Here is a 20,751-nt window from a genome sequence, read left to right as displayed (position 1 = left end):
CGCTCCTCATCGAGGACCCTGCCCATTGATGATCTTTGTGTGAGAACTCAGATCATGGACAGGGTCCTCCCCATTCCGCTAGACCTCCACCACCACGAATCCCCCCGACGGTCAAAACACGAGTCATGCCTGGCTGGCATATTTATGCCAGCCAGGCATATTGCTGTCCGGGACTACCTCCTCTGCCCGGCTCGACGCCGGCCCAAGCCGTAGCCGAGCGGGCCAGCGCCGGAGCTGAGATGCGGCAGAGCACTCCAAGCTGAGGCGGGGCGGGCGCTGGAGCCGAGGGCGGGCAGGCGGTTGTCGAAGTCGAGGCGCGGGCGGGTGCTGGAGTAGAGGCCGGTCCGGGCTGCCCGCGCCGGTGCCGGGGGCGGGCAGCCCGAACCGGGGTCGGTCAGCGCGCCAGCAGTTGGTGCGCCGCCCGGATCTGGGTCCACGACTTCGGCTGCGCCGGGGCGGTCGTGCTGCGGGTGGCGGTGGCCGGGGTGGGCCGGCCGGGCGTGAACAGCCAGGTCGTGAAGACCGGGTCCAGGTCGAGGCCGGAGATCCGCTCGGCGAGGGCCTGGAACTGGGCGATGGTGCCGTTGCCGTACCGGTGCTCGGCGGTCCAGGCGGGCAGGATCCGGAAGAACGCGTCGTCGCCGACGGTCAGCCGGAGCTGGTGCAGGGCCATCGCGCCCCGGTCGTAGACCGCGTCGTCGAAGACCGCGCCGGCACCCGGGTTGCCCGGCAGCACCTGCCAGAAGCCGTCGCCGGCGGGATAGTTGGCGTAGGTGAAGTCGAACAGCTCCTGCGCGGTGCCCTCACCCTGCGCCTCCGACCAGAGCCACTCGGCGTACGAGGCGAAGCCCTCGTTGAGCCAGATGTTGCTCCAGTTCGCCACCGAGACCGAGTCGCCGAACCACTGGTGGGCGTTCTCGTGCACCACCACGTACGGGTTGCTGCCGCGCCGCCAGAAGCCGGGCCCGTACACCGGGCGGGTCTGCGTCTCCAGGGCGAAGCCGAGGCTGTCGATCGGTGCGGCCACACCCCCCTGCGCCTCGAACGGGTACGGCCCGAAGACGCCGCTGGCCCAGTCGACGACCTCGGCGGTGCGTTCGATGCTGGCCCGGGCGGCGGGAGCCCGGTCGCCCAGCGTGGTGCTGTAGGCGTTGATCACCGGCTGCCCGTTCGGGGCGGTGTCGGTGACGATGTCGTACTGGCCGATCGCCAGGAACGCCAGGTAGGTGGCGCCGGGCTTGGTGCTGCGCCAACCCCACCGCATCCGGTTGCCGGCCTCGGCCAGCGGGGGCCGGGGCTGCACGCCGTTGCTGATCACCTCGACGCCGTCGGGCACCGACACCGAGACGTCCCAGGTGGCCTTGTCCAGCGGGTGGTCGTTGGACGGGAACCACCACCAGGCCGACTCGGGCTCGTTGACGGCGAGCGCGCCGTCGACGGTGCGGGTCCATCCGGAGTAGCCGTTCACCAGGGTCTCCGACGGCACGCCGGAGTAGGTGACCACGACGGTCATCGCCTGGCCGGTGGTGAGGCCGCGCGGCGCGGTCACCACCAGCTCGTGGTCGCCCTCCCGGGCGTACCGGGCGGTCCACCCGTTGACCCGCACCGACTCCACGTCGAGCAGGAAGTCGAGGTTGAACCGGGAGAGGGCCTGGGTGGCGGTGGCCAGGATGGTGGTGGTGCCGCTGAGCCGGTCGGTGGCCGGCTCGTAGCGCAGCCGCACGTCGTAGTGGTCGACGTCGTAGCCACCGTTGCCGTAGTCGGGGAAGTAGGGGTCGCCGAGGCCGGGGCTGCCGGGTTTCGGGGCGGCCGAGACCGCGACCGACCGGCTCTTGCCCGGTCGGGCGTCGGCCTGGCCGGGGGTGCCGGTCACCAGGGTGCCGGCGGTGGTGACGGTCAGGGCGGCGATGGCCGCCGTGAAAACACGTCGCACGGGGTGGACTCCCTCCATCGGGGTGTTCGCACCGACAACCTAATCGACGGCGGTGGAAACGTGTGCGTCGGATCGGTGGGGATCGGCTGTTCTCTTTGTGTCGATGTTTCGCTAGCATTACCGACTAGTAACAACGCCTCACCCCCCTTGGCCACGCGCGCGGTCCAGAGGCTCCACCCTTCCTGCCCCCGGAGGACCGTCATGCCCCACCGCGCCCTACCCCGTCGTGCCCTGGCCCGTGCGGCCACCGCGCTCGCCGCCCTGCTCGCCACCGCCGTCGGTGTCGTGCTCGTCCCCACCGCCGCCCAGGCCGCCACCGTCCACTATGTGGCGCTCGGCGACTCGTACTCCTCCGGCGTCGGCGCCGGCCCGTACGACCTGTCCACCTGCCTGCGCAGCCAGAAGTCGTACGCCCCGCTCTGGGCCGCCGCCAACGCGGTGACCAGCTTCGCCTTCCCCGCCTGCGGTGGGGCGGTCACCTCCGACGTGATCAGCAAGCAGGTCCGTTCGCTGAGCGCCACCACCACGTTGGTCACCATCACCATCGGTGGCAACGACGCCGGCTTCGCCGACGTGATCACCAGTTGCCGGTTCGGCAGCACGGCGACCTGCACCGCGGCGGTCGACAAGGCCAAGAGCTTCGCCGCCTCGACGCTGCCCGGCCGGCTCGACGCCACCTACGCCGCGATCCGTGACCGGGCCCCGAACGCCCGACTGGTGGTGCTCGGCTACCCCCGGCTCTTCGAAACCGGCTCCTGCGGCGTGCTGGCGATGAGCAGCTACAAGCGGACCATCCTCAACGAGGCCGCCGACGTGCTCGCCACGGTCACCGCCGCGCGGGCCGGGGCGGTCGGGGCCACCTTCGCCGACACCCGGCCGTTCTTCACCGGGCACGGCGTCTGCGCCGCCGCCCCGTGGATCCGCGACGTCAGCGGCGTCATCGAGGCGTACCACCCGAACGCCGACGGTTACCGGTCCGGCTACCTGCCGGCGCTCACCGCCGCGCTGCGCTGACCCACGCCGACGGTCGGCGGCCCCCGGGTCGCCGACCGCCGGCGTCGGGCGTCGGTCGCCTCCCGAGCCCACCGGAGCGCCGGGCGACACCGCCGACAGCGGGCCGCAGTCGGGACGCCGACCAGCTGACCGGTGGGCGGGTCGTGCGTGCCGACCGGCCGGGGCGCTAGGGTTCCCTCGATTCGTCCGCGCGGCGGTGGGGAGCAGTGGGTGGGCAGGCTCGCATCGGCGTACGGGCAGGCGGTCACCGCGCACCGGCAGGCCCGGCAGCGGTGGACGGCGGCCCGTGCGCTGCTGGACCGGCTGGCCGGGGAGCCCGTCCCGGAACGCACCGCCGACCTGGTCGCCCGACTGGCCCGGCTCGCCGACACGCTGGCCGCCCCACCGGCGGACGGCGGCCCCGCCCCGGTGCGCATCGGGGAGGCGTCCACGGCGGACGGACGGTTCCCGCTGCTGCTGCCGTTGGGTGCCGGCCGGCACCTGGCGGTCGACCGGGACGCCCGCGATCCCCGGGTGGCGGTGCTGCTGCGGGTGCTGGTGCTGCGGCTGCTCAGCACGGCCACGCCGGGCAGCGTGCGGGTGGTCGGCATCGACCCGGCCGCGTGGGGTGCCACCTTCATTCCGCTGCGCCCGCTGCGCGACGCCGGGGTGCTCGGTGGGGTCGCCACCACCGAGGCGGAGATCGGCGCGTTGCTGGACACCGCCGAGGCGCACGCCCGCGCCGCCCAGACCGGTGCGGAGGAACCGGAACTGCTGCTGGTGGTGGCCGCGTCCGCGCCCGGCCCGCGGGAGCTGGCCCGGCTCGCCGCGCTGACCCACGCCGGCCCGACCGCCGGGGTGTGCGTGCTGTTCGCCGGGCGCGCGGTGACCACGCCCGGGCAGGTCCCACCCGCGCTGGGCGGCACCACCGAGGTACGCCTCGACGAACGCTACGCCCGCATCGGCGACCCGCCGGGGCAACCGTTCAGCGCCGACGGCACCGGCCTGCCCGTGCCGGTGCTGCTCGACGGCGATCCGCCCGCCGGGGCGGTCCAGGCGTTGGCCGACCAGTTGGGCGCGCAGGTGCGCCGGGACACCGCCCTGCACCTGGCCGACCTGCTGCCCGAGCGGCGCTGGACCGAGTCCGCCCGCGCCGGCCTGCGGACCGTGGTCGGCCGTTCCGGTCGTACCCCGGTGGTGCTGGCCTTCGACGACGCGACGCCGCACTGGCTGGTCGGTGGCCGCACCGGCGCGGGCAAGACGGTCTTCCTGCTCGACGTGCTCTACGGCCTGGCGGCCCGCTACTCCCCGGCCGAGCTTCAGCTGTGGCTGCTCGACTTCAAGGAGGGGGTCAGCTTCACCGAGTTCGTCCCCACCGAACGGGACCCGTCGTTCCTGCCGCACGCGCGGGCCGTCGGCGTCGAATCCGACCGGGAGTACGGCCTGGCCGTGCTCCGCGAGCTGCGCCGGGAGCTGGGCCGGCGGGCCGGGCTGTTCAAGCGGCACGGGGTGACCAAGCTCGCCGACCTGCCGGACACCGAACCGGTGCCCCGCACGGTGGCCGTGATCGACGAGTTCCACGTGCTGTTCGCCGGCAACGACCGGCTGGCCCGGGAAGCCGTCGACCTGCTGGAGGAGCTGGCCCGCAAGGGCCGCTCGTACGGCGTGCACCTGGTGCTGGCCAGTCAGAGCACCAGCGGTGTGGAAGCCCTGTACGGCCGGGCCGAGTCGCTGTTCGGGCAGTTCGCGCTGCGGGTGGCGCTGCCCGGCGGTGAGCCGGTGCTCGGCCCCCGGGCCACCGTGACCGGCCCGACCCGGATCGGCACGGCGCTGGTCAACACCGCCGCCGGGGCGGCCGGCGCGGACACCCTGCTGCGGTTCCCCGACGCGCACGCCGACGCCCGCCAGCTCGCCCGGCTGCGCTACGAACTGTGGGACGCCCGTCCCGACGACACCGGCCCGCCCGCGGTCTTCCGGGGCTACGCCACCGCCCACCTGGAGGACGAGCCGATGCCGGCCGCCGCCGTGACCCGCCGCCCGGCGGTGCTGGTGGGCCGGACGGTCGACGTGGCCGGCAGCACCGCCCGGTTCGACCTGGACGCCTCCCCCGGCCGGCACCTGGCCGTGGTGGGCACCTCGGCGACCGGCGGGCACGTGCTGCGGGCCGCCGCGTTGAGCCTGGCCGGCCAGCACCGCCCCGGCGAGGCCGAGTTCGTGCTGGTCCCGCTGGTGTCGGCCGCCGACGAACTCGCCAACGACACGGCTGCCGGGTTGAAGGCCGCCGGACATCAGGTGACCCAGGTCGACGCGGCCGGCCTGCGGGCCCGCATCGGTGCGCTGACCGCCGGCCCCGGCGAGCGCGGCCGGACGTACCTGGTGGTCTTCGGGGTGGACGCGGCCGGCGCGGTGCTCGCCGCCGCCGACCCCGACACCTACCGCACCGGCCACGACGACCTGCGGGCGCTGCTGGGGGAGGGGCCGGGGCGTGGGGTGCACCTGCTCGGCTGGTGGCGGGGGCTGCGTCGGCTCGCCGACGACCTCGGCGGTAGCCAGAACCGCGACGACGTGGCCTGCCTGGTGGCGTTGAACGTGCCCGCCGACGATCTCGGGCTGTATCTCGGGGTGACCGATCTGGTGTGGACCCCCCGCCCCAACCGGGCCCTGCTGGTCGACCGGCACGCCCAGCGGCGCACGGTGATCGTGCCGTTCGTCCGCCCCGGTCACCAGCCCGACGAGGAGGAACACTGAGTGGCCGGCTACGACGACTACGCGGCGGCCGTCCGGCAGCTCTCCGCCCGGATCCGCGAGGGTGAGCGGGGTGCCGCCGCCGAGGCGGAACGCCGCCGCAGCCTGCACGCCGGGGTGACCCAGCTCGGTCAGCGGCTGGCCGCCCAGGAACAGCGCCTCACCCAGCTCGCCGCCGCCGGCCTACCTGCCGTGGCCGACCCGACCCCCGGGCCGGGCCCCGGGGCCGGCACGGGTCCCGCCGTCGGCTCCGGTTCGGCCCCGGGGTCCGCCCCCGGTTCGGCCCCGGGGTCCGCCCCCGGTTCGGCCCCGGGGTCCGCCCCCGGTTCGGCCCCGGGGCCCGCCCCCGGGGCGGGCACGGGTCCCGGCGGGTCCGGGGTGGACGGCGATCCGGCGGTGGTGCTGGCGGAGACCGGGCGGCTGGTCGACGAGGCGGACCGGCTGGGGCAGCAGGCCGAGGCGTTGGCCCAGCGGCCCGCTCTGCTGCCCACCTGGTCACCGACCGCCCGTGCGGTCGCCGTCTACGCCGGCTGTGCCGCCGTCGGGGCACTGGTCATGCTGGTGCTGGTGGTCGCCAACGGCATCGGCGTGGTCGACGGCTTCACCCTGGGCGCGCTGACCTGCGCCGGGCTGCCGCTGATCTCCTTCGTCGCCGGCTGGTTGATCCTCGGTCGGTGGGGACGGCCGGCACTGGCCAGCACCGATCCGCCCCGGTACGCCCCGCTCGGCTTCGTCGTCTGCGTCCTGCTGGTGCCGCTGGCGTACTGCGTGACCCTGCTGCTGTTCCGCGTCGTGCGGTGAGGTGCCTGGCGGGGCCGGTGGCGGCTGCTGCGGCGGTGGTCGTCGCGGCGGCGGTGAAGAAGGGGCCTCGTCCCGGTGCTCGTGCGCGAACGACCACCGGGAACGCTGGTCAGCCGGCCCGGTAGGAGAGGTAGTAGCCCTCGTACGGCCAGCTGTGGAAGTTGTTCAGCTCGGACGCGGTACCGGTGCAGTCGGAGGTCCGGTAGCCGGAGACGGAACCGAAGCCGTTCCAGCCGATCGCCCAGATCGCCTCTGCCGGGACCGGGCGGCAGATGCCGTCGGGCGTGGCCTGTCTGCCGACGATGATCTGCGTGGTGGCCTGGTAGAAGACGAGGCCGACGTCGGGGACCTTGAGCGTCTCGACAGCGGCTGCGGGCGACGCCGGTATCGTTACGGCCAGTGTGGTGATCAATGCGGCGGCGAGACCCGCAGCGATTCGGCTGGTGAAACTGCGCATGAGCTTCCCTTCCTCACGGTGTCCAGGAACGGGGTCGGAGCTCGTTCAGCCCGCAATGAATTGATCTGGATCGATTATATTCCCCGTGTCAACAACCTCGTCACTGATTGCTGTCGCCGGGTGGCCCGAGTTTCCCGCCGGCACCCCGGGGGCGTCAGGTACTTGACCGTGCAACTTTCCGGCGGTAGCTTGGGATTTCGATCTACCAACATCAATGGGAGTGGGTAGCTGTGCTGTTGAAACCCTTCGCCATCGCCGGGGTCGTCGCCGGTGTGCTGGCTGTTACCCCTCCTGCCTCGGCGGCACCCCAGCTGGGGGCCGGCGTCTATCCGCCCGGGAACTGCCAGCCGGGCACATTCTGCGTCTGGCCCCACTGGGATCACCCGAACGGGGTCCCTACGGAGACTCCGTCCCTGGTGACCACCACCGAGTGGACCGGCAACATCACGGGTTTCAACTACTACAACTACACGGACCGAAACGCCGCGATCAGCTGGCGCTTCAACTCTGCCGGAACGATTATGACCGGCACGGACTGTGCTACCCCCGGCGACGGATTCTTCTATGTGCCAATGGGCGTGACGAAGGTCAGTTGGAATACGGCGAACGTCTGCTGACCTCCGCCGTCCTCTGATCTCCCGAATTCGGTGCCTCCGCTTTCCCGGTGGTCTTCCTACGGGGACGACCACCGGAGAGGTCGGGCGGTAAGCCCTCCGCGGCCACTGTTGCCGACGTGGTCACCGCTGGGCCGCACGGTCGGTACCTGTTTCGCCTGCGCCGGGTCGGGATCGAGTTGGTGCCGGTCGCCCACCTCGGCGGGAGCAGCCCCGGCCACCCGCACCCCCGACAGATTCCGGTGTACGTCTCGATGCCGTGGTCGGCCAACGTCCGCCGTGCCTCGGCGGCCCGCCCGGCGCAGCTCGGCGGCGTTCACCGGCGTCCCCTCGGCGCGGCGGCCTTGATCAGTCGGGCGTACCTCACCTGCTCGCAGGGGTAGTCCGCGCCACAGCCGCAGACCCGGCGGGTCACCACGCGCGGGGGATGGGCGAACAGGATGTCGTCGGCGTCCTCGACGTCCTGGTCGGAGACGAGCAGGCCGAGGTCCCCGCCGGACTCCGAGGGCAGGTCGGCGTCCGACGCGTTGCTGTCGTACGGGCGGCGGTTGTCGTGCGCTCCCTGGCTGTCCTGTGCTCGCTGGTCGCCCTGTGCTCTCTGGTCGCCCTGTGCTCGCTGGTCGCCCTGTGCTCGCTGGTCGCCCTGTGCTCGCTGGTCGCCCTGTGCTCGCTGGTTGTCGTGCTGTCGTCGGCTGGGGTGGTGGTCGGGTCGGTCGTTCATCGGGGTACCTCCAGGTCGGTCTCCTCGGGCGAGGGCTGGCCGGATCCGGTGAGTCTCGGCGGGGTCTGGTGGGTAGAGCGCGCCGTCGGGGGCGACGGTCAGCTGCACGGTGCTGGTCCAGTTGCTTGAGCGACTGGCTCAAGATCAGATTGCGATTTTGCGTACTCCACTCGGCGTGTCGTGTACAAAATCGCAATCTGATCTTGGTGAGGGTGGTGCATCGGTAGTCGGGGCGTGTGGGTAGGTGGTGGCACGCCCGGTCGGGTCGGGGGGATGACCCGACCGGGCGCTCTGTGCGGGTGCGGAACCGACCAGCTCCGGGTTTGCAGACCTGGGAGCCGATCGATGGGAGCTTTACACATCTAGTCACGCAAGGCAAGCACGACAACACGTTGCTTGTCACGAGTAGTGGCACGTGATCGAATGGCGGGGCAGACCTGGGAGTACACACATGCCCGTCAAGCCCAAGTGGCAACAACTCGCGGACCAGATTCGTGGGCAGATCGAATCAGGAGAGCTTGCGCCAGGGGACCAGTTGCCCTCCACCATGCAGCTCAAGACTGAGCACGGCGTCTCGACGACCGTCGTGCGGCAAGCCATTCTCGTCTTGCAGACGCAGGGATGGGTGCAGGGTGTCCACGGGCTTGGGGTGTTTGTCGCCGAGCGGGAGTGACCGGGATGCCCCACACCCCATGCCCTGCTACGCCGACGCCCCATGCCGACGCCGACGCCAAGATCGTGCTACTTCCTGGTTGTAGTGGCATCCCCGCGTTACGAGGCCACTACATCGTGGATCGAGCACGATCATGGCCGCAGGTGGCGGCCTAACCGAGCGGGGTTAGCCGAGCGGGGGTACCCAGCGGGGTTAGCCGAGCGGGGTCAGCCCAGCGACCTAACCGGGCGGGGGTAGCCCAGCGACCTAACCGGGCGGGGTTAGCCCAGCGGGGTGGCCGGGCGGGGTGGCCGGGCGGGGTTGGCCAGTGGGGGCTTTGCTTGGGTCGGGCGATGGCGGTGGTCTCCCGTACCGCGTGGGGGTGGTCCCGGTGTGGGGTGGCTGCGTTCGGTGTTCACCTCGTAGGCTCTCTGTGGTCATCGTCGGTGCGGCGGCGTGACTGTGGTGTGTCGACAGGCCTGGGGAGCGTGTGTGAGCGCGGCGGAGATGATCGCGAAGCTGGCGGCGGCCTCGCAGAAGCTGGACGAGGCGCGGGCGAAGACGGCAGCGGCCGCACAGGACGCCGCCGAGGCGCGTTCCCTGGTCGCCGGGGCGTTGCAGGGCGTCGCCGCCGGCCCGCTGATCGGCGTGATCGACAGTTACCGGCAGGCGCTCGCCCAAGCTACGCAGGGCGGTCAGCCGGCCTACCAGCAGCTCCAGGAGACGATCTCCAAGGTACGCGCGTTGGGAACCTGATCTCTGGTGGTAGTAGCCACAGCCCACCAGCGTGGTCAGCATCCCGGTCTGGTCGGGGAACGCCTGGTCGTCCTAGCAACAATCGCTCGTTCAAATGCCGTGTAGCGGTCCGAGCGCTCGCAGCGCTGCCACGAGGTCGGGCGGCACGGTGAAGTGAGTCGCCTGGACGCCGTGGTCGTAGCCCGTCTGGAGCGGATACTCCACTTCCTCGGGAAGGCGGCCCTGCTCGATGAGCGAGGCCGTGATGCGGTTCGTGGGGCGGGTCAGTCCGCGCAGCGTACGAGCGGGTGGGAACTCGGCGATGTCGTACACCTGAGCCCGCTCCAACCGACCTTGATGGAGCGCCGCCATACGGATCAGGTTGGCGTGCAGCGGGTAGGAGTCGTCGAGCACGGTCATCAGCTCTTCCGCTGACCGAGCCGACCAGCCTCGGAGCCCGCGTGGCAGCCGCTCGGCCTGGTTGTCGACCGCGATCCGCACCTCGGGACGTTCCCGTTGCCGGGGCCGTGCCGGGAGGCTGCGGCGCAGGAACGAGGTGTCGGCTGCGTCCGTCCCTGCGTCGCCCTCGACCTGCTCCTCGTCGGGGGGAGGCCAGGCAGGCGCTTGTACCGGTTCATACCGCAACCGGATCAGCCGGTCCTCCAGAAACAGGCTGATCGTCGGCAATAGGAGTTGCCTCGACTCGGCCGCACGCCGACGGTCCTGCCCAGGCACGGACAACAACCAGGCCTCCAGCGCGCCGGGGAGACCGAATGACAACCGGAAGGCGTCAGGGTCTGCCACAGGGGTGATGGTCCAATCCCCGCGTACCCCTTCCCGCCCGAAGCGAATGTCCACATCGATGTTCGGGCCGTGCGTTGCGATGAAAGCCTCGAAGTCCTCCATGCTGTCGGGGTGCATGGCCAGAATGAACGGCGCTGCGGGGAAGCCCAGGATGAGACCTTCACCGGTTGCCGAATCCTGCAGTTCGGCGGTCATCCGGGCCGCCCAGGATGCCAGGATGTTCCCGGGCAGGCCGCCGTCCGTGCCCTGATAGGGTGCCTCGGCCGCAGGCACCTCGGCGCCCGCGCTACTGAACGCACTCCGGAGTGCCAGTCGTACCTGCCGGACTGGGAAAGTCGTGAGATCCGCGCTTACCGCTTCGGCGAGGATCAGCCTCGCGGCCCGTTCCACCGAGGTGATGAGGGGCGAGAACGCCGGCCCGGACAGGTCGACGAGCGAGATCTGCTGCGCGAGCGCGTAGCTCTGCGCCTCCTTCTTGAAACCAGCAGCTGAGAACAGCGCGTAGCGGTACTGGTACCGGCGTAACGGATGCCGGTAGGACCTCGACAATTCGGTCGAATAATGCTGGTTCACGTCATCGATGACCCCGTGGGCGTTCCGCACCTCCGTCAGGCCGACCTTCGACTTGCGGTTCTTCGCCTCGACGAACAATCGAACAGGTAGCGAGAACGGTGTCGGCATCAGCAGATCGCCCAACACGTCAGCCTGGTGGTCAGCACCCCGGCCGCGAACAAGCAGGCCGTGCCCTGCTTGCCGCAGGGCCTGCTCGTCGGCATCCGAGTCCTGCAGGAGCCGGTATCCGTTCGAGCTGAGCAGGAAGGCGATCGCCTCCTCAAGAAGATATCCGGCGAGGGCATCGGCAGAGACCAGGGCCATGCCGTGATCGTCGCATGTGGACGACGGGACGCAGCAACTGGCAATGGATGCCAGGTGAGGCGCAGGGCGTCCACGGCTCGGAGTGCTCGTCGCCGAGCGGTAGTGACACGGCTGCTCTGTTGTGATGGAGTGATCACCGCTCGTGTCGGTGGTACGGGGCTGGAGGCCGCAAGTTGATGGGGATGGCGGAGTTGGGTGGGCGTGACGGTGGCGATCTGGACGGGTTCCATGTCGGGTGGGTGCCGGAGGGGGCCGGGGAACTGGTGTCGGACTTCGCCTCCGAGTGGGAGGACGTCAGCTTCGCCAGCCGGGTCTGGGAACGTGCGGTGGAGGACGGCTACCGGGTCGACCTGCGGGTGCACGTGTTGCGGGGGGAACGGCTGACCACGCTGTTGCAGGTGCGCGAGTTCCTGGCCGGGTACCACGAGCGGGATTCCGCTGAGTGGCCGCTTGCCGAGTTCGGGCGCGGTGACGGCGTCGGGTTGACCGGCGGGGGTGAGGCGTTCTGGCTGGTCCGACCGGGGCTCGCGGTCGACGTGCTGGTGGACGTCGACCGGTTCGATGCGGAGGCGTCGATCGAGGTCGCCAGCTCCATCAGGGAGCTACCCCACGGCTGACCCCGGGCGGGGGTGATTCCTGGGGGAGGGTTGTGCCTGTCAGGCACATTCATGACGCGGTGGCATGAGACCTTCCCCGCATAGTCCGTCCGGACGTCGCCGCGCCCCGACGTCGCCCGCGCCCCGACATTGTCGGGTTTCCGATAACGCACCAGGTTCCGAAAATGTACACCCGTTCATATTCTGACGTGTTCACCGTCGGCTATGGACGTGGAGAGACGTGGATCATCGAGAGGTACGCCGCCTGGCGGAGCAGTCTGCCAACTTCGGGTTCTTGGCGGACCATCCGCTGCTGGTCTGGTACGGCGCCGGGGCGGAACTGCTCGTCTACGTCGACGCGCAGTCGGCGATGTTCAAGGCCCGCGCGTTCGGTGACGTCCTCGCCCGGGACCTGGTACGGCGTACCCAGGTCACCCCGGCCAAGGACACGTTCTTTCACCAGGTGCAGGCGTTGCACACCTCGGGTGCCGTCACCGCGAAGGTCTACGCCGCCTTCGACCGCCTGCGGGACACCGGCAACCGGGCGGTCCACGACCACCTCGGCGAGGTCCGTGAGGCACTGGTGCTGCTGCGGACCTGTTTCGAGCTGGGCGTCTGGTACCACCGGGCATTGACCGACGACCGTTCCCCGCGTGGCTTCGTGCCCCCGACCCCGCCTCCGGCGCAGGTCCCGGTGTCGATTGCCGAGGGGCTGCGCGCCGAGATCGAACGGTACAAGCAGGAGCTCGCCCAGACGAAGCTGTTGCTGGACGGGCAACCGTCGCTGGCGCTGGCCCAGGCCGCCGCGACGGATGCCGCCGAGCAGGCGGTGCGGGACGCCGACGCCCGACGCCCGCAGGCCGCCGCGTTGGTCGCCAGTCTCGAACCGGCCGCCGAGGCGGCGCAGCAGGCATTCGACAGTGCGCAGCCGGTGACGGTGTCCGCCGCCAAGCGGGAGGATTTCATCGCCCGCGCCCGCCGCGCCTCCCACGAGCCGTTGAACGAGGCGCAGACCCGGGTCGAGATCGACCGTCAGCTCACCGCCGCCGGTTGGCAGGTCCAGGACGAGAACCAGCTCAACCTGTACGCGGGCGTCGGCGTCGCGGTACGCGAGGTGACCCTGGCGACGGGCCGCGCCGACTATCTGCTCTATGTCAACCAGCGGCTGGTCGGGGTGATCGAGGCCAAGCGGGAGGGCACCGCCCCGCGCGGGGTGGAGGCGCAGCTCGACCGCTACCTCAACGGGTTGACCGCCGAGCAGCGGCTCGGCGCGTGGCGACGGGAGGCGGCACTGCCGTTCGGATACGTCGCCACCGGCACCGAGACCGCTTTCGTCAACCAACTCGACCCGTTTCCGCGTACCCGGGAGGTGTTTGCGTTCCACCGGCCGGAGACGCTCGCCCGGTGGATGCGGGAGGCGGACGACGAGCCGGAGGCCCCGACGCTGCGTGCCCGGCTGCGCCGGATGCCGGCGCTGGACCGGCTGGGTCTGCGCCCGGCGCAGGTCGACGCGGTCGACGGCCTGGAGCGCTCGCTGGCCGACGCCCGACCCCGGGCGTTGATTCAGATGGCGACCGGGGCGGGCAAGACCTTCACCGCGGTCACCAGCAGCTACCGGCTGCTCAAGCACGCCCGTGCCCGCCGCATCCTGTTCCTGGTCGACCGGAACAACCTCGGCAAGCAGACCCTGCGTGAGTACGCCAGCTACCAGACCCCTGACGACGGGCGGAAGTTCACCGAGCTGTACACGGTGGACCGGCTCTCCGGGGCCGGCCTGCTGGACTCGTCGAATGTGGTGATCTCGACGATCCAGCGCCTCCACGGGGCGCTGCGCGGCGTCGAACTACCCGACGTCGACCTGGACGACCGGGCGTACGACAGCTACGACCTGGACTCCCCGGCCGAGGTGGGTTACAACCCGCAGTTGCCGCCGGAGACGTTCGACCTGATCGTGGTGGACGAGTGTCACCGCTCGATCTATGGCAAGTGGCGTGCCGTGATCGAGTATTTCGACGCCTTCGTGGTGGGGCTGACCGCGACGCCGGTGAAGCAGACCCTCGGCTTCTTCCAGCAGAACCTGGTGTCCGAATACACCTACGAGCAGGCGGTCGCCGATGGGGTGAACGTCAATTTCGACGTCTACCGGATCAAGACCGAGATCACCGAGGGCGGGCAGAAGATCGAGGCCGGCACGGTCGTGCCGCTGCGGGACCGGCGGACCCGCGCCGAGCGTTACCAGGAGCTGGAGGACGACTTCACGTACGCGGGCCGCCAGGTCGGCCGTTCGGTGATCTCCAAGGGGCAGCTGAGGCTGGTGCTGGAGACCTTCCGCGAGCGGCTGTTCACCGAGATCTTCCCCGGCCGTTCCACGGTGCCCAAGACGTTGATCTTCGCGTGCGACGACAACCACGCCGAGGAGATCGTCAGCATGGTCCGGGAGGTGTTCGGACGCGGCAACCAGTTCGCCAGGAAGATCACCTATTCCTCCCGGCGGGACGGCGACAACCCCGACACCCTCATCCAGGCGTTCCGCAACAGCCCGGAGATGCGGGTCGCGGTCACCGTCGACATGATCGCCACCGGCACCGACGTACGCCCGCTGGAGTGTGTGTTCTTCCTCCGGCCGGTGCGCAGCGCCACCTACTTCGAGCAGATGAAGGGGCGTGGGGCACGCACCATCGACCCCGCCGACTTCCAGTCCGTCACCCCGGACGCCCAGGTGAAGGACCGGTTCGTCATCGTCGACGCGGTAGGCGTCACCGAAGCCGACCTGGACGAGGCGGTGCCGCTGCAACGGCACACCGAACAGCAGATCTCGCTGCGTGACCTGCTGCGCAAGGCCGGCACCCTCACCGCCGACGCCAACGAGGTGGCCACCCTGGCGTCCCGGTTGTCCCGCCTCGACCGGCAACTCACCGACGACGAACGCGCCGAGCTGGCGGAGTTGGGCGGGCAGCCGCTCACCGGCATCGTCCGGGGCCTGGTCGACGCCGTCGCCCCCGAACAGCTCAACCCGGCGACCCAGGCCGGGCCGGACGCCGTCCGCGACCTGCTGGCCGGGGCGCTGCGCCCGCTGGCCGCGAACCCGCAGCTACGCGACCGCATCCTGGAGATCCGCCGCGCCCACGACATCACCATCGACGAGGTCAACGTCGACAAGCTCGTGTCGGCGGCCGGGGTGCCCGCCGCCGAACGCGCCCAGGTGACCGTGCGGAGCTGGCACGACTACCTGGAACAGCACCGCGACGAGATCACCGCCTTGCAGGTGTTCTACGAGGGCAAGGGCCGGGTCAGCTACGAACAGCTCAAGGAACTCGCGGCCCGGATCGCCCGGCCCCCGCAGGCGTGGACCCCGGATTCGTTGTGGCAGGCGTACGTGCTGCTCGGCCGGACCGCCGAGCAGACCGGGCCGCGCGGGGTCACCGACCTGGTCGCCCTGATCCGTTACGAACTCGGCCACGACCAGGAACTGCGTCCATTTCGTACGGCCACAGAGGAGCGTTTCCGTGGGTGGCTGCTGCGGCAACGGCAGGCGGGCGCTACTTTCACTGCCGATCAGGTGTGGTGGCTGGAGAGGATCAAGGACGTGATAGCGGTCAGCGTGGAGATCACCCCCGACGACCTGGAAGGGGCACCCTTCACCGAACGCGGCGGCATCGACGGATACGCGGGCGCGTTCGGCAACCGCGCCGAACCCCTCCTCACCGAACTCAACCAGGAGCTTTCCGCGTGACCGACCTGCCACCGGGTTGGGAATGGTCCACGCTGGGCGATCTGGTGACGCGCATCGAGGCCGGCAAGTCGTTCACCTGCCACCCGCGTCCCGCACGTGATGACGAATGGGGCGTGCTCAAGGTCAGCGCAATGACCTGGGGCGAGTTCCGTGAGCAGGAGAACAAAGCGGTTCCTGAGGGCCGGGAATTCGACCCGAGGTATGAGGTCCGGCCCGGGGACATCCTGGTGAGCCGCGCGAACACGGAACAGTATGTGGGTGCTCCGGTCCTGGTCCGCGAGTGCCGCCCCCGGCTGCTGCTCAGTGACAAGAGCCTCCGGTTGGTGCCGTCTTCCGAGATCGATTCCGCCTGGCTCCTTCGGGTGCTTTCCTCGTCGTCGATCAGGCGTCAGATATCAGCCCGCGCCAGCGGCCAGCAGGACTCGATGCGGAACATCTCGCAACAAGCGCTCCTGTCCCTGGATCTGCCCCTCCCGCCACTCGCCGAGCAGCGCCGGATCGTCGCTGCCGTCGACATTCACTTTTCTCGACTTGATGCGGCATCCCATCTACTCACCAAGCAGTTGTTGCGCCTGCGTGCGCTCAAGAAGCGGCTGCTGGTCGACTCGGTTCCGGTCGGTGGTGAGACCGGCTGGCGGACCGTGACCGTTGCGGAGGCAGGTCGGGTCGACCTCGGTCGGCAACGGCATCCGGACTGGCACACCGGGGACCACATGCGACCCTATCTGCGTGTCGCAAATGTCTTCGAGGACCGCATCGACACCACCGATGTGATGGAAATGGATTTCCCGCCGGCCGTCTTCGAGAAGTTCAAGCTCATGCCTGGCGACATTCTGCTCAACGAAGGCCAGAGCCCCGAGTTGCTCGGTCGCCCAGCGCTGTATCGAGGTTTTCCTGGGGACGTTGCCTTCACCAACAGCCTGCTGCGGTTCCGGGCTGGCCCCGATGTCGATCCGGAGTGGGCGCTGTTGGTCTTCCGCCGCCATATGCACGCCGGGCGCTTCTCGCGCGAAGTGAGGATCACCACTAACATCGCCCATCTCTCGGCTACGAGATTCAAGGCGGTGGAGTTCCCCATACCCCCGCTCACCGAGCAGCGGGAGATCGTGGCGCGCACCGCCGACCGCTTGGCGGGGGTGGAACGCCTGATCGCGGAGGTTGAGCACGCTGCCAGGAACGCAGATGCGCTACGGGCGTCGCTGCTGGCGGAGGCGTTTGCAGGGCGGCTCGTGCCGCAGGACCCGAACGACGAGCCGGCGTCTGACCTGCTCGCCCGGATCAGGGTCGAGCGCTCCACTGCCATTCCGAAGCAGCGGACGCGCGCCCGGCGTACCCCGAAGGAGCTGGCGGCACCGCCGACCAGGGTGACCGGCGACGACTACCAGCAGGAGACCTTGCCACTGTGAGCACTGTGGATTCGCGCCGGCTGGTGCAGAAGCTGTGGAACTACTGTGACGTGCTGCGCGACGACGGCGTATCGACCATCGATTATGTGGAGCAGCTGACCTACCTGCTGTTTCTCAAGATGGCCGACGAGCGGGCCAGGCGGACGTTCCGGCCGGAGCAGATCGTGCCCGACGAGCTGAGCTGGCAGACCCTGCTGGACGCCGAGGGTGACGACCTGGAGGTGCAGTACCGGCACATCCTCACCGGGCTGGCCCGGGAGGGCGGCACCCTCGGCACCATCTTCCGCAAGGCGCAGAACAAGATTCAGGACCCGGCGAAGCTCAAGCGGCTGATCGTCGATCTGATCGACAAGCAGGAGTGGTCGGGCACCGGGGTCGACGTCAAGGGCGACGCCTACGAGGAGTTGCTGGCCAAGGGCGCGGAGGACGCGAAATCCGGCGCGGGGCAGTACTTCACCCCGCGTGCGTTGACCGTCGCAATGGTCGACTGCATGCTGCCCACCGCCGACGACACGATCACCGACCCGGCCTGCGGCACGGGCGGGTTCCTGCTCGCCGCCTACGACCACATCCAGCGCCACCACGGCTGCGCCCTCACCCCCGACCAGCGGCGACGCCTCGCCCACGGCGCGATCACCGGCACCGAGCTGGTCGACGGCACCGCCCGGCTGGCGGCGATGAACATGCTGCTGCACGGCATCGGCACCCCCAACGGCCCGTCGCTGATCGCCGTGCGCGACGCCCTCAGCCGGGAGCCTGACCGGCGGGTCAGCCTGGTGCTGGCCAACCCGCCGTTCGGGCGCAGCTCGTCGATCCGGATGGTGGGGGAGGACGGCCGGTCGTCCCGCGAGGAACGCGAGATCGAACGCAACGACTTCTGGGCCACCACCGCCAACAAGCAACTCAACTTCGTCCAGCACATCGCCGCGCTGTTGGAGATCGACGGCCGGGCGGCGGTCGTCCTGCCCGACAACGTGCTGTTCGAGGGCGGCGCGGGGGAGACCATTCGCCGCCGGCTGCTCAAGCAGTACGACCTGCACACCATGCTGCGCCTGCCCACCGGCATCTTCTACGCCGGTGGCGTCAAGGCCAACGTGCTGTTCTTCGAGCGTAAGCGCGCCCGCGAGGAACCCTGGACCCAAAACCTCTGGGTGTACGACTTCCGCACCAACCAGCACTTCACGCTCAAGCAGAACCCGCTGCGCCGCGAACACCTCCAGGACTTCGTCGACCGCTACCTGCCCGGCAAGGACCGCTCCGAGCGGGAGCCGACCGAGCGTTTCCGCCCCTTCTCGTACGACGAGTTGATCGCCCGCGACAAGGTGAACCTGGACATCACCTGGCTCAAGGACGCCTCCCTGGAGGACGCCGACGCGCTGCTGCCCCCCGAGGTGATCGCCCAGGAGATCGTCGAGGACCTCCAGGCGGCCCTACGCGAGTTCGCCGCCATCGCCGAAGCCCTCGGCGCGACGGGTACCCAGGTCGACGCCGACTGAGCCGTGCAGGAAGGCCGCTGGGAAAAACGCAGGCGTGCTGGCGGCCCTCCCGGTAGGGTCGCCAGCGCGTGCCGTACCGGCCGGCCGGTGGCGTGGTGACCCGTGACCTGCCGTTTTCCTTCCGGTCGTCGCCAGCTCGCCGTTTCGATGTCGTCGTGCTCAGCAGGAGCCGGAGGTCCCCACCATGGCCGAAAAGACCTATCAGGTCATCGTGCGCGGCAAGTTCGCGCCGCTCGCTGACGCGCAGCGTGCCGCGCTGCTCGCCAGGGCGGATGAGCACGATGTGTTCCAGGCGAAGTTCACCGAGGAAGGCACCGTGACCTATGAGCGGTCCCTGCTCGGGTTCACCTTCCGCTGCCTGATCCCGGCCACCCGGGAGGAGGCGGAAGCGGTGGTGATCGGTAGGGCGGAAGCGCTGGCCGCCACCGCCATCGCGGAACTCGGTGCCGACCACCGTGACCTCCGGTCGGTGGCGACCGACCTCGACAACATCAAGATCCGCCACCGGGCACGCGCGTAGGGGGTCGGACCCGGCCACCGGCAGGCACATGGGTGGAGTTGACCGGCTGGCCGCCGCTTCCGCGCCGCTCCGGGTGGTGACGTGGAACGCCGGGCGGGCCGGTACCGGGAATCCCGGGACCGGCCCGCAGGGGTCGTGACCGGATCAGTCGCCGCTCAGGAGGGGACGCCCCGGACGTTGGTCTTCGCATAGATCCAGCCCGCGACGAGCGCGGTCGGCACGGTGTTGGTGAGCTTGTCCTCGTCCCCGGTGGAGACGACACCTCGGATCACACTTCCGTCCCAGACCCCTGCGCCGGAGTCGCCCTTTCCGGTCACTCCGTTGATCTTTTCGAGTTGGAGGATGTCGGGAACGGAGGATTTGACCTTCATCGAGCACACCTTCAGTGACGGAGTGGGCCCGATGCCGGTCTTGCTTTCGCGCCCCCAGCCCCGCACGGCCACGTTGACGCCGGCTTTGATGATCCCGGGGCCGGCGCTGTACTTGACGATGTTCTGCGGTTGCTTGACCGGCCCGGCGAGGTGCAGGATGGCGATGTCGTAGCCCTTTTCCGCCGCCGCGTAACCGTCGACAGCGATCTGCTGACCCTCTTTCGGCGTGCGACTCCCGGTCCAGATGCGCATCCTGGTGACCGGACTGACCAGGCAGTGTGCTGCGGTCAGCACGTACCTTTCCCCGATCAGGGAACCAGTGCACTGGTAGGAGGCGCCGTTGTCGATCCAGATATTCACCTGGCCGGTAAGGTTGCCGCTTGTGGTGCCGCCGATGATTGCGCTCGCAGGTTGCCCGACCAGGACGGCAAGCAGCGTGGTCGTCAGCGTCGCGGCCACGGCGGCGGCACGCCTGCCTGCGAAGATGATGGATCTGGGCAGCATTGTGCTCCTCGGACAGGCTATGCGTGAGTTACCGGATGCCGGTTGGCGTCGCCGGCAGAAGGGAGCGTAGGGGAGGCCAATCCACCAGACAAGATCAGCCTTGTGCCGCCCCCAAGATTTAACAATCCGGGGGTACGCCGTTCCGGGGCGGTGGTGCGGGATCGTGCGGTCGATTTCCGCCGGGATCTGCTTGGCTGAACTGAGTCACCGATCAGGATGGGCGGCGGAGCAGGGCTGTGTCACCTTACGGGAAGCATGCTGACTGATCCGAATCAGTCAATGAAATCTCCGATCGGTTAGCTTGTGGGGCGTCGCTCGCGATGTGGCCCGGCCGCCGACACGGCGGCCGGCAGGATTCGATCCCGCCCGGCCGTACATATGACCTGGCGTGAGACCGGCATCATCGATGCGGGACGCCGGTACGGGAGTTGCCTGGAGGAACGCAGGGCGACCACTCGCTACGTGCGATGGAAGGACATCCGCGTCGAGCACGTCGAACGGGCCGGCGGGGAACAGGCTGTCGAAGCTGGCAAACCGGAACTGCGCAACGCACAGCTCCGACACCTCCTTGCCGAGATGCGTCGGGCCACCCCGCGTCACGCCGTTCCGCCGTACGCCGGCCCTCGGTCTCCTCTGTGAAGAGTTCTTGTCGTCCTGGCGACAGTCGTCCTCAGGGCCCCGGCAAAGTCGTGACGGTGTCTGACTTGGGAGTCTTGGTATAGAAGCGCCGCTGTTGGTGGCAGCAAGACGGGCATGACCCGTTCAGAAGATCATCAAGGTTCCTACGCCACGGT

At 69.8% G+C, this 20,751-nt stretch carries 16 protein-coding genes; 11 read left to right on the top strand and 5 right to left on the bottom strand.

What is annotated here, in order from left to right:
- Positions 1 to 394 precede the first annotated feature (394 nt).
- Positions 395 to 1,933, bottom strand: coding sequence for a M1 family metallopeptidase (locus JQN83_RS32200; RefSeq protein ID WP_208570921.1), 1,539 nt, complete (start codon positions 1,931 to 1,933; stop codon positions 395 to 397).
- A 201-nt stretch (positions 1,934 to 2,134) separates the two neighbouring features.
- On the opposite strand from JQN83_RS32200, the gene JQN83_RS32195 reads away from it, so the two are divergent.
- From JQN83_RS32195 to JQN83_RS32185, 3 genes are all read left to right on the top strand, one after another.
- Positions 2,135 to 2,947 carry an SGNH/GDSL hydrolase family protein gene (locus JQN83_RS32195; protein WP_208570920.1) on the top strand — a complete coding sequence of 271 codons (813 nt, stop codon included), beginning with the start codon at positions 2,135 to 2,137 and terminating at the stop codon, positions 2,945 to 2,947.
- Positions 2,948 to 3,157: 210 nt separating this feature from the next.
- Positions 3,158 to 5,674: an FtsK/SpoIIIE domain-containing protein gene (locus JQN83_RS32190; RefSeq protein ID WP_208570919.1), complete on the top strand. Its 2,517-nt coding sequence runs from the start codon at positions 3,158 to 3,160 to the stop codon at positions 5,672 to 5,674.
- Complete coding sequence (locus JQN83_RS32185) at positions 5,675 to 6,472, top strand: hypothetical protein (protein ID WP_208570918.1); 798 nt, start codon at positions 5,675 to 5,677, stop codon at positions 6,470 to 6,472.
- Positions 6,473 to 6,581: 109 nt separating this feature from the next.
- Here JQN83_RS32185 and JQN83_RS32180 read toward each other — a convergent pair whose 3' ends face one another.
- The gene (locus tag JQN83_RS32180) at positions 6,582 to 6,929 is read right to left on the bottom strand and encodes a hypothetical protein (RefSeq protein ID WP_208570917.1); all 348 of its coding nucleotides are present in this window, start codon (positions 6,927 to 6,929) and stop codon (positions 6,582 to 6,584) included.
- Between the two features lie 416 nt (positions 6,930 to 7,345).
- Here JQN83_RS32180 and JQN83_RS33610 point away from each other — a divergent pair, with 416 nt between their 5' ends.
- Positions 7,346 to 7,546: a hypothetical protein gene (locus tag JQN83_RS33610; RefSeq protein WP_244253644.1), complete on the top strand. Its 201-nt coding sequence runs from the start codon at positions 7,346 to 7,348 to the stop codon at positions 7,544 to 7,546.
- A gap of 313 nt (positions 7,547 to 7,859) precedes the next feature.
- Here JQN83_RS33610 and JQN83_RS32170 read toward each other — a convergent pair whose 3' ends face one another.
- Entirely contained in the window at positions 7,860 to 8,264 is a 405-nt protein-coding gene (locus JQN83_RS32170; RefSeq protein ID WP_208570916.1) for a hypothetical protein, read from the bottom strand.
- A 451-nt stretch (positions 8,265 to 8,715) separates the two neighbouring features.
- Between JQN83_RS32170 and JQN83_RS32165 the strand changes: the two genes are divergently transcribed.
- Together JQN83_RS32165 and JQN83_RS32160 are read left to right on the top strand one after the other, a co-directional pair.
- The gene (locus JQN83_RS32165; RefSeq protein ID WP_208570915.1) at positions 8,716 to 8,937 is read left to right on the top strand and encodes a winged helix-turn-helix domain-containing protein; all 222 of its coding nucleotides are present in this window, start codon (positions 8,716 to 8,718) and stop codon (positions 8,935 to 8,937) included.
- Positions 8,938 to 9,408: 471 nt separating this feature from the next.
- Positions 9,409 to 9,672 carry a DUF6244 family protein gene (locus JQN83_RS32160; protein ID WP_208570914.1) on the top strand — a complete coding sequence of 88 codons (264 nt, stop codon included), beginning with the start codon at positions 9,409 to 9,411 and terminating at the stop codon, positions 9,670 to 9,672.
- Positions 9,673 to 9,762: 90 nt separating this feature from the next.
- Here the strand turns inward: JQN83_RS32160 and JQN83_RS32155 are convergent, their stop codons facing one another.
- A complete protein-coding gene (locus JQN83_RS32155) occupies positions 9,763 to 11,331 on the bottom strand; it encodes a PDDEXK family nuclease (RefSeq protein ID WP_208570913.1) in 1,569 nt (522 codons plus the stop codon).
- 182 nt (positions 11,332 to 11,513) lie between these two features.
- Between JQN83_RS32155 and JQN83_RS32150 the strand changes: the two genes are divergently transcribed.
- The 5 genes from JQN83_RS32150 to JQN83_RS32130 all read left to right on the top strand — a co-directional run bounded on the left by JQN83_RS32150 (position 11,514) and on the right by JQN83_RS32130 (position 19,082).
- The gene (locus tag JQN83_RS32150; RefSeq protein WP_208570912.1) at positions 11,514 to 11,948 is read left to right on the top strand and encodes a hypothetical protein; all 435 of its coding nucleotides are present in this window, start codon (positions 11,514 to 11,516) and stop codon (positions 11,946 to 11,948) included.
- Between the two features lie 220 nt (positions 11,949 to 12,168).
- Complete coding sequence (locus JQN83_RS34275) at positions 12,169 to 15,660, top strand: type I restriction endonuclease subunit R (RefSeq protein ID WP_307800012.1); 3,492 nt, start codon at positions 12,169 to 12,171, stop codon at positions 15,658 to 15,660.
- Positions 15,657 to 17,066 (top strand): restriction endonuclease subunit S, encoded by a 1,410-nt coding sequence (locus JQN83_RS32140; RefSeq protein WP_208570911.1) that lies wholly within the window; start codon positions 15,657 to 15,659, stop codon positions 17,064 to 17,066. The genes JQN83_RS34275 and JQN83_RS32140 overlap by 4 nt, the downstream gene beginning before the upstream one ends.
- Entirely contained in the window at positions 17,063 to 18,562 is a 1,500-nt protein-coding gene (locus tag JQN83_RS32135; RefSeq protein ID WP_307800010.1) for a type I restriction-modification system subunit M, read from the top strand. The genes JQN83_RS32140 and JQN83_RS32135 overlap by 4 nt, the downstream gene beginning before the upstream one ends.
- 184 nt (positions 18,563 to 18,746) lie before the next feature.
- Positions 18,747 to 19,082: a DUF6204 family protein gene (locus JQN83_RS32130; RefSeq protein WP_208570910.1), complete on the top strand. Its 336-nt coding sequence runs from the start codon at positions 18,747 to 18,749 to the stop codon at positions 19,080 to 19,082.
- Positions 19,083 to 19,237: 155 nt separating this feature from the next.
- Here JQN83_RS32130 and JQN83_RS32125 read toward each other — a convergent pair whose 3' ends face one another.
- Positions 19,238 to 19,957 carry a trypsin-like serine protease gene (locus tag JQN83_RS32125; protein ID WP_208570909.1) on the bottom strand — a complete coding sequence of 240 codons (720 nt, stop codon included), beginning with the start codon at positions 19,955 to 19,957 and terminating at the stop codon, positions 19,238 to 19,240.
- Between the last annotated feature and the right edge of the window lie 794 nt (positions 19,958 to 20,751).

The organism is Micromonospora antibiotica (genome assembly GCF_017599305.1).
GTDB lineage: Bacteria > Actinomycetota > Actinomycetes > Mycobacteriales > Micromonosporaceae > Micromonospora > Micromonospora antibiotica.
The sequence above is the reverse complement of the archived record's forward strand: the minus strand, read 5'-3'. Positions and strand labels throughout refer to the sequence as shown.